Genomic DNA, 9311 nt, shown 5'->3' on the forward strand with positions numbered 1-9311 from the left:
ACGCTAGGTTATTGAGGCTAGTGGCGACATCTTCCTCTAACCCTAATTCTTTTTGCAATTCCAGCGCTTTATAAATATACTTAATCGCTAAATCTAATTCTTGTTGATAGTCCTGGGCTTCACCTCTATCTAATCTCTGTTTGTAAATATTCGCCAATGTAATATACAAACTTGCTAATTTTGCGTCTTTAATTTCGCTTTGCTGTTCTATTTGCTGAATTAATCTTTGTAAATCTTCAATGGGTAAAAAATAGTCATTATCACTATTAAAGTTTTCTAATTCCGTACTTTTTAATGCAAAACGCATCGCCTCAAGTTCTCTCGCAGAAATCACATTTTTAGCATGGGAAACAAACCGAAATACTCCATTACGCCAACTCCAAAAATCCGGCGCTTTTTTGATTAAATTAATCATCAATTGATGCGTCACCCACAGGACAATCGCAAAGGGAAATTTCCCCAAAGCTTCCCTTGTCCACTGCAAATAACCAAAGAACTTTTCTTGTGCTGATTGTTCTTCACCCAGCCTGAGAAAAAGCAACTTTTCTGCACCCGTGACAGTTATCACTGCTGGTTGATACTGTTGTAGACATTCTTCATTTTCTAAGAGTTGTTGAATAGCGGCTTTTAAATTAGGTTCTTTTTCGTCTAATGTAACACTATAATTACAAAAATGAGGTTTTAATTCTGTTTCATAGCGGTCAATTATTTGATTTTGAAAATCAGCATTATCACAAACACCAATGAGTAAATTAAATTTACCTTTTCCGGCTTCAATGGAGACAATTAAATCATCAAAAGCATCTTGATTTTTTTGATCGGGGTTAATATTTTTACTCTGATTATTCGCTGTCATCAATTAAACCCTCCTCACGCAATAATTCAACAACAATAGGATGAACATCATACCAATTTTGACGGTTGCGATATTCAAGCACATAAAGCCCGTGTAATAAATCGAGAAATTCTTGTTGTTTCGGGTCTTCTGGCTTAAAATTTTGATAAGTTGTTTGCAAGATTTGATAATCTACCCTACCTAAAGGCATAGCAAAATCATTGCGGATATTATTAATTGCTTGGTCTAAAATTTCATCATTAATTATTACTTTATCTTCTGGCTTCCGGCGAATTAACCGCAGACAAATCCGACAACATTCATTAGAAACGCGAATTAATTCCCGCAACACGCCACCACTATTTAAAACTATTTTTTCTGCTGTTGATGATTCAAGTAAATTATTTGAGATTCGTTTAGTCAATATTTCACAAAGAATATTCAAAGTTTTTGGAAATGGTATAGCATTTGCTAAATGACTCTCTCCTTTTTTAAATAATTTTAAAACAGGCATTGCCACAACTTGATCGTTAGTTTCATTTTCAATAGTTGGTTTGAGGTCTTTTTCTCGCAAAGCCGCAATAGGGATAGTATAAATAATCCTGAATCCAGGTAAACAAAGAGCTTTGATATTATCTTTAAATAGATTATTGACTACTGCTAAATCAAGTTTATCTAAATCATCAAGAATTACTAATATTTGTTGTTTTGTAACCGCTTGAATTGCTGCGGCGATAATATTTAATTGAGCGACTAACTCAGAAATTTTGCGCTCAAATTCTTGTTTGAGCTCATAACGAATTTTTGAGTCAACTTTTAATTTTACACTAAATAATTTCAATATATTAAAATCTTTAGAAGCTTCACTTTCCACATTGGTTTCTTCCGTGCGGACGCGGGTAGCAAACCATTTATCAATCGCATTTTTAGTAGAAGTAGGAATATCAATTTGACGCGCCTCTGCTTCCAACATTAAATTAACAGCAATAGAAAACAGGACATTAATATGATTTACGTCCGACATTTCTATAGTGTCAGCAATAGAAAATAAAACAACAAAATATTTATTTCCTATTCTCCGGCTAAATTCCGCCAGCAAAGTAGACTTACCACATCCCCGATGTCCGGTGAAAACAACCTTACCATCTAAATTGGGACTATCTTCAATCAACTGGATCAATTCATCAATAGTATCTTCACCATACTCTACCCGAAACCGTCGTAAATCATTCTCTTCAATTAAGGGTAACAGTTCCAAATTACGATAAGCTTGTTGAAACGACTTGAGTAAATCTTCAGTCATAGAATAGGGTAAATATAATTAACCTGCACCACAGTTAATTATCACCCATTTCCCCACAGATGGAAATCCAAACTGATCGTTCTTGGGCAGAGAAATGATTTTATCCAAACCCCCACAACCTATCAAAATTGCGATTTAATTTGGTCACGATATTTACACCATTGCAACCCTTTTTCAATCTGACGCACTTTCACGTCTAGGCGCAGTCTTCCTCGCTCTACGGAACTAGCTGTAAGTATCAGAGTTGCTTTGACTGTAGAACTATTGCTCATAATCGAGTAAAAAAGTTATCATCAAAACTCAGTACTTAGCTAAAGGGCAATCCTTTTTTATGAAAGCAACAAGGGAGCGATGCCTACGGCGGGCTACACCTACGCAGAAATTGACCAGAAATAATAAAGGCTTCACCCAATGGCATGAATCTATTGAATAAAGAGTAAAGACTCTAAGTGGTGGTAATCTAAGGTTGTTGAGCTAAATTAAATAAAAAATCTAGTTTTTGACAGTTTTCTTTTTTGGACAATAGTAATATTAAGTTGTAAACAAAGTCTTTGATAATTAAGACTTGGTGATAATTTAAGTAAATTATAAAGAACTTAGTTCGTTTTTTAACAGGAGAAGTAGGGTGCTTAACAACTTTCATCAGTTCTTATCTCCCCGTCAATGGGGAATTTCTCTCGCAGGCTTAGGCTTACTTTTGGGTTTGGGCTTTATAGCCAAGCAGACTCAAGTAGTACCAGTTACAAATTCTTCATTATCATCGGCTCAAATTCAGAAAACCACTGACAACTCTCTTTTGTCGCAGCTAAGAAGAGTTAGGGAGGAGAGAAGTCAACTTAATGCGGCTTCTGGAGATAGAGGGTTTTTTGGTCATAACGGAAAAACATTATCTACAACCACAGCGTTGGTTCCAAATTCTCAGGGAGCTACAAAAGATGCTGGAGTTTTGCCAAAAGTGGATTTTCCTGTAAAAGATGGGATTTACCTTTATGGTCAATCCCCGAAATCAAACCAGCTTGGTCAAGGTTATATCATATTTCAAAAGCAGCAGGATAAGGTAACGGGTGCATTGTTTATGCCCCACTCAGAGTTTAATTGTTTTCAGGGTACACTCAACCGATCAGGAGAGTTGGCGATGACGGTTAATAGTTCGTCAAATGAAGCCAGTACTACTCAGTCTAATCAGGTAGCTGCAAGCAATAGACTACCTCAAGTCAGTGAAGATGAGTTAAGCAGTTATCCTTACTCGGTGGCTCTGCAAGACTTTTATCATTTAAGTTCTATCACTGCTAGCGATCGCCGCACATTGCAAATGTGCAAATAATCTCCAATAGTTATCTACACAAAGCTAGTCAAATATAAATAAATAAATTCAAAGTCTAAGAGGGTGTATATAAATTGCACACTGCTGATGGCGAATGATGCCCGATGATTTACCAACATGGCAAACTGTATACTCTTATTTTCAACGTTGGCAGCGTAAAGGCATATGGCAAAAAATCCATTCAGTTGTGCGATACCTGATTGATTGCATCTGCTGACATTCCGACTCTAGGTAGTTTAGTGACTTCAAGTGGTCAATTCTCAAGATGTACTGCCCATCGCACATTGTGACTGTACAACTGAATTCGCCAATATGGTTAACGATGCCCCAACACTCGCCCTTGCCTCTGAGTTCGGGATTGTCTTTAACCTGGTTTTCCCTTCAGTTGTAAATCAATTATTGTTTCTCTTTTTATATGTTGTGCCATTGTTATGGCTCTCAAGCGAGGCGGTAAACGAGATGTTCCATTCCCAGCAACCCCGGTCCGTTAGAAAGCAATCGCCCTTCACCAACGAAGATTGTGCGATTGACCCAAGTGTAGCGAGAGTCGCCCGTTTCAAGTTCCCAATATGTGCGAATAAGTTGGTCTTTGAAATCGGTTTCGCCGAATGTATCCGCAGCTTGCTGAAATTTCTCAGTCACTTCTACTGGGCCGCGATAGCGAATGTAAATGATCGCGCCGTCATCCGTCTGTACCTGCGCCCGAACGTCAATTTGCACGTAACTATCCGGCCCCACTAGCATCCAGTCGCCGCCTTTTCCCACCATTTTTCCATTTAGACGCTCACCCCTAATAGTCGCGTCTGGCAACTCGTAATAAAGGCGCGTTCCATAAGGGCCAGCGCCAACTTCGTGAGGCGTTGTCGAAACAACACGCCAAGTAAACTCATGCACAAGTTCCATTGAAACCTCCTTTCTTGCCTAACAGTGTTAAAGTATCCGCCGAGATAACGTTCCTCAACTTAACCTACACCGATTTGAGTTTTTAGCCTTAACTGAACTGTATTGCCTTATCTGCAACTTTCCGCGTTCATCCCCCACACTCAAGAATGCAGAATTCAGCAATTCTGAATTCTGCATTCTTCTTCAATACTCAATTCCTGGTTGCGCCTTAACGCCTTGATCGCGGAAAGGGTGCTTAACTAGGGTCATTTCGGTTACGAGGTCAGCACGCTCTATTATTGCAGCTGGTGCGCCTCTACCTGTAAGAATAACGTGTTTGTTAGCTGGTTTTTGCGCCAAACCCGCTAAAACGTCTTCTACTTCTAAGTAAGACATTTTGAGGGCGATATTGATTTCGTCTAACAACACCAGATGAAAGTCTGGGTTGCGGATGTATTCTAATGATTTCTCCCACGCGGCGCTAGCTTTATCGAGATCGCGATCGCGGTCTTGAGTTTCCCAGGTAAAGCCTTCGCCCATTGCGTGAAATTCTAACTGGTCTTCCCAATTACTGAAAACCCGTTTTTCTGAAGGTTCCCAACTACCTTTGATAAATTGGACGATCGCTACTTTATACCCGTGACCTAGCGATCGTAACACCATCCCCAAAGCCGCAGTAGTTTTACCTTTACCATTACCAGTATTTACAATAATTAATCCTTTTTCTGGTACAGCTTGTGCTATGCGTTGATCCTGCACTTCTTTGCGTCGCTGCATCTTTTTGCGGTACTGTTCATCAGTCAGAGATGAAGACATGACTTCATCAATCAAGCGCCCAATCTCTTTGTCTGGGTTTAATTCTTCTGGTGTATCGTTTTTCATCAATTTTGTGTGCAAATAACTGTTAAAACTTTCAATAATGAACTGAAATTCAGTTTATTCTCTGATCGTACCTAAATTACATAATTCAATATATCCAGTAAGATTTTATGGAAAAATATTGATACCGTGTTATATTTTTTAACATCCTTGGCAAACAACTAAGTAAAACTCTATGATATACAAACTGAGGTTATAATTTGAGTTCAATATTGCTATTTTAAATAATTTAATAGGTTTATTAAATCATTTTACTAAGATTTCCTTCGGCAGGACAGTTAGTTAGTAGAAAGATTATCATTTCATCACTTGTTTAGAAAGTTACATTAGTTTTACCAGGGTTACTATTTTAGAAATCGAGTTACTAAAATAGTACAATTACTCTCCCTCATTCTCCTCATCTTCATCCTCACTCCAATATTGTTGAGGTGCATTTCCGTGAACTTCTAAAATCTTTGATTTTTTGATTTTATTATCAGGCTGATTAATTGCTTCTAACTGCACATCAAATTTCCAGTTATCACCAAAATCATAAAGATAGGTGATTTTAGCACCCGGTTCTAAAGACAAATCACCAATCTGTACTTGATCAGCAAATGGGGGTGTTTCCATGTATGGATGACCTATTTTAATTGTGCGACCAAAACGGTCTTTATAACTAAACTCATATAAATGGTCGTAGTCAAAATCAAAAGCATCAAGAATTGTTTCTGCTAGCCAGCCTAATGGTTTTTTCGCTGGTATAGCAATGCGTCTCCAAGCCTCATAAATGGACACTTTAAAAATATAAATACCATCAGTAAAACCTTGCTGTGGAACAAATAAGTTATGTTCCCATTCTGGAAAAAAGGGTTGTAAGTGTGACTGCAATTTTCCAAAATTAACATTTATATCATCCTGTAATTCTCCTCGTATACCTAGCGGAAATAATAATTGCAACAGAGCATCACCAAAGGGCAAGCGTTGTAAACTGGTAATACGCCACCCCTTACCTTCTTGCGGTTTTCCCTGCTTGATAGATAACAATCCAAATAACTCTAACAGGGCAACATTATGCAGACCTGGATAATAACTAATATTGTATTGGTCTTCATATTTAGGAAATTTTAAACCTTTATCTGGGACGCGAGTCCAAAGTTGAATACATCTAAATAAATTTCCGAATGAGTCTTGATGTTCACCCAAAATTTCGTTATTTCCCCAAATTAACCAGGCTTCTAATAAGTTGAAATAGCGTTCTGTTGGGTTGAGATTTGACCATGATTCCAAGGTAGCTGTGTCTAATACTAAAATTTGCTTCTTACCTTGGGATTTAATTTGGGCTATCCCAGAACTGCGTAATAACAGATATAGTCCATTAATATAGGGGTATGATTTCTGTACAGGGCGTTTGAGTTTAGTTTCAATTGGTTGACTTAACCGAGAATTAACTTCTGATAGTACTTTCAGTGGTAAAAGGTTATTAACACTACTAACTTCCACTCCATTTGGTTGCAAGAAATCTATTAGGGTTTGAAAGTCATGCAGAATCATACCAGGTTGATTTTTATCAATGCTGAGTTCTTGTAGAAGTTGTTGTTGTGACTCTGTTAAAGAAGGCAGTTCAGGATTGAATGTGCGTTCTAGCCGCGCAAATAAATCTTCCATAAATAAAAGTTATAAATCCACAATTTAACCTTCCGTAAAATCCTGTTCTCTATACTACGACTTCAGCAGTTACCCTAATAAATCTTGACCTGCCAAGTATCACAGTAGGTCTATCAAGACCGTAAGCTTAATGAGATGTGAATAATATTTTCACCTTTTAGTTAATAATCCCAGAAATTTGATATGAATAGTAACACTCGTCTACAGATGATTTTAGCTGATACACCTATTGATACAGTATTAAGAGCGATCGCTCAACTAAATCTACCTAACTGGTGGTTAGCTGGGGGTGCAGTCCGAAACACTGTTTGGTCTGCAATTTTTGGCAATGAGTGTAAATTAGGTATTAAAGATTTTGATATTGCATTCTTTGATATAGAGGGGAACCGTTCTCAAGAACTAGCAGCAAAGGCGACTCTCACACAACAATTTCCTGATGAACAGTTTGATGTAAAAAATCAAGCTAGTTTTGCTCGTTGGCGGCCTGGTAGCAGACCCTACACTAGTACAGAGGATGGCATTACAGATTGGCTGCACACTGCTACTGCTGTAGGAGTTCGGCTAGATACACAAGGCCAATGGCAATTTTTTACTCCCTACGGGTTAGATGACTTGTTTGGTGGCATTATTCGACCTACGCCAGCACATACTCATAACTTAGATGCCCACAATAAGGCATCTGGGTTTTTACAAAAGTGTCCTCATCTGCGGTTGGCGTAAAAGTTACAGTTGGGTTGTAACCACTCGTTTAGCATTCAATAATTTAGTGAAAAAATATCCTAATCTAGGCGTTAATAAAGCTGTAAAGTCATCCTTTATTCTGTTTGATGCGTGAGTAGAGAAGTTCGCGATCGCTCTGGGGATTTACAATCAAGCATGGGCTATTACCGCCACTTCCATTACTTACAATAACTACAGTAATACCGGATTTTGGACAAACTCCTAAACAACTGGTGCTAACTACCCGAAATTCTCCCCATAATCCCTCAAATTTTAAACGAGATTTTAACCAATTCTCTAAGTCTTCGGAAGCTGTTGAGCTTTTGCTAGTTGGATGAAAACTATTTGAGCGCTCGTTTGCACATTGTGAACACACAAGTACTAAACCAGATTTCCATCGGGGAGAAACACTAGGAATAGAAGTTTCTAAGGGGCGAGAATTTATTAAGGGTGATGTCTGCTGAGAATTTGATGCAAACCTCTTGAAGATACGTTGCAGCAATCTTTTAATACGCTGGATCAGTTTTTTCATGGACGATCCTATTTATTTCTCTGAACAACTTAAAAAGACCTTTCCCTAGTTTTACTAGGTAAAACCGTCCCTCTCCGAGTCGGAGAGGAATAGATAGAGTTGAACTTTAGTTCAAGGTAGGGAGAGGTTTATTGAACACAATAGTGGAAATTTCCCGTTTAGTCTGTTCTACTAGATCATTAAATAATCAGCGTTTTTGAGCAATTTGCTGCAAGTATACAATTAGCTGTTCTCCTGCGGTGTCTATGTGTCGTTTCAGTAACCTGACAGCAGCTTTTGTATCCTGCTTTTGACAAGCATCTAAGAGTTGATAGTGTTCTTTTTGCGATCGCTCCTGGTAATCCATCTGCGCTAATTGTACCCGGACATAGCGATCGCAATTAACGTGTAAAGTTTTAATCATTGTCAGCAACCGGGGACGTTCAGCAGTGGCGTACAGCGTCGCGTGAAATTCCCAGTTGAGTTTCGCCAACACACCTGCATCAGTTGCTTGATCTGTCGCTTCCAGAATCACAGCAGCTTTTTCTATATCTGTTTCCTTGAACTTGGGTATTGCCAACTGTATCGCTTTCACTTCCAAGGCGCTACGAATTTCACAAATTTCTTGCGCCTCTTGTGCTGTCAACACCGATACGATCGCACCACGATTTAAATGCAGTGTCACCAATCCTTCTGCTTCTAACTGCTTGAGCGCTTCACGCACGGGAAGGCGACTAACGCCAAACTGAACGAAATGCTTTCCGTACCAGGCTCAAGGAATTGGGTTTTGAATTGAACGAGGCAGATTTAAATAAAGCCTTCAATCGATTCAAAGAAGTCGCCGATAAGAAAAAAGAAATCTCAGATTGGGATTTAGAGGCGATCGTTCGAGATGAAATGCAGATTCAAGTAGAAAGTGGCTTCCAAATCGAACACGTCCAGGTAATCTGCGGTGACTGCACTTGCCCAACTGCAACTATTACAATTGTCACTCCTGAAGGTAAAATCCTTACGGATGCGAGTGTAGGTACTGGGCCAGTGGATGCGGTGTATCAAGTAATCAATCGATTGGTACAGATTCCCAATCAACTGATTGAGTTTTCCGTTCAATCTGTGACTGGAGGAATTGATGCACTAGGAACTGTAACAGTTCGCTTGGGCGTTGCATAATAGGGGGATGAATTGAGGTCATCTACTGTGCAATGTCCAT

8 protein-coding genes and 3 pseudogenes are annotated in these 9311 nt (G+C 38.7%); 4 read left to right on the plus strand and 7 right to left on the minus strand.

The window, feature by feature from the left end; genetic code table 11:
• Positions 1-856: pseudogene (locus tag ACFE90_RS31870) on the minus strand (tetratricopeptide repeat protein); the annotation flags it as partial.
• The gene (locus tag ACFE90_RS31875; RefSeq protein ID WP_375506327.1) at positions 843-2138 is read right to left on the minus strand and encodes an ATP-binding protein; all 1296 of its coding nucleotides are present in this window, start codon (positions 2136-2138) and stop codon (positions 843-845) included. The pseudogene ACFE90_RS31870 and the gene ACFE90_RS31875, both read right to left, overlap by 14 nt.
• A gap of 625 nt (positions 2139-2763) precedes the next feature.
• Between ACFE90_RS31875 and ACFE90_RS31880 the strand changes: the two genes are divergently transcribed.
• Both ACFE90_RS31880 and ACFE90_RS31885 read left to right on the plus strand, forming a co-directional pair.
• Positions 2764-3462: a hypothetical protein gene (locus ACFE90_RS31880; protein ID WP_375506328.1), complete on the plus strand. Its 699-nt coding sequence runs from the start codon at positions 2764-2766 to the stop codon at positions 3460-3462.
• A gap of 88 nt (positions 3463-3550) precedes the next feature.
• Positions 3551-3658 (plus strand): annotated as a pseudogene (locus tag ACFE90_RS31885) (transposase); the annotation flags it as partial.
• Between the two features lie 242 nt (positions 3659-3900).
• On the opposite strand, the gene ACFE90_RS31890 reads toward ACFE90_RS31885, so the two are convergent.
• The 3 genes from ACFE90_RS31890 to ACFE90_RS31900 all read right to left on the minus strand — a co-directional run bounded on the left by ACFE90_RS31890 (position 3901) and on the right by ACFE90_RS31900 (position 6870).
• Complete coding sequence (locus ACFE90_RS31890; protein ID WP_375506329.1) at positions 3901-4365, minus strand: DUF3237 domain-containing protein; 465 nt, start codon at positions 4363-4365, stop codon at positions 3901-3903.
• Between the two features lie 183 nt (positions 4366-4548).
• Positions 4549-5226 carry a cob(I)yrinic acid a,c-diamide adenosyltransferase gene (cobO, locus tag ACFE90_RS31895; RefSeq protein ID WP_375506330.1) on the minus strand — a complete coding sequence of 226 codons (678 nt, stop codon included), beginning with the start codon at positions 5224-5226 and terminating at the stop codon, positions 4549-4551.
• 375 nt (positions 5227-5601) lie between these two features.
• Positions 5602-6870 carry a plasmid pRiA4b ORF-3 family protein gene (locus tag ACFE90_RS31900; RefSeq protein WP_375506331.1) on the minus strand — a complete coding sequence of 423 codons (1269 nt, stop codon included), beginning with the start codon at positions 6868-6870 and terminating at the stop codon, positions 5602-5604.
• A gap of 183 nt (positions 6871-7053) precedes the next feature.
• On the opposite strand from ACFE90_RS31900, the gene ACFE90_RS31905 reads away from it, so the two are divergent.
• Positions 7054-7590: a nucleotidyltransferase family protein gene (locus ACFE90_RS31905; RefSeq protein WP_375506332.1), complete on the plus strand. Its 537-nt coding sequence runs from the start codon at positions 7054-7056 to the stop codon at positions 7588-7590.
• An 88-nt stretch (positions 7591-7678) separates the two neighbouring features.
• On the opposite strand, the gene ACFE90_RS31910 is transcribed toward ACFE90_RS31905, so the two are convergent.
• Both ACFE90_RS31910 and ACFE90_RS31915 read right to left on the minus strand, forming a co-directional pair.
• Entirely contained in the window at positions 7679-8122 is a 444-nt protein-coding gene (locus ACFE90_RS31910) for a hypothetical protein (RefSeq protein ID WP_375506333.1), read from the minus strand.
• Between the two features lie 187 nt (positions 8123-8309).
• Positions 8310-8825, minus strand: a complete 516-nt coding sequence (locus tag ACFE90_RS31915) for a GntR family transcriptional regulator (RefSeq protein ID WP_375506334.1) — start codon at positions 8823-8825, stop codon at positions 8310-8312.
• A 14-nt stretch (positions 8826-8839) separates the two neighbouring features.
• Here ACFE90_RS31915 and ACFE90_RS31920 point away from each other — a divergent pair.
• A pseudogene (locus ACFE90_RS31920) lies at positions 8840-9259 on the plus strand (alpha-isopropylmalate synthase regulatory domain-containing protein); the annotation flags it as partial.
• Between the last annotated feature and the right edge of the window lie 52 nt (positions 9260-9311).

Origin of the sequence: uncultured Nostoc sp., assembly GCF_964245445.1 — a bacterium.
Taxonomy (GTDB): domain Bacteria; phylum Cyanobacteriota; class Cyanobacteriia; order Cyanobacteriales; family Nostocaceae; genus Nostoc.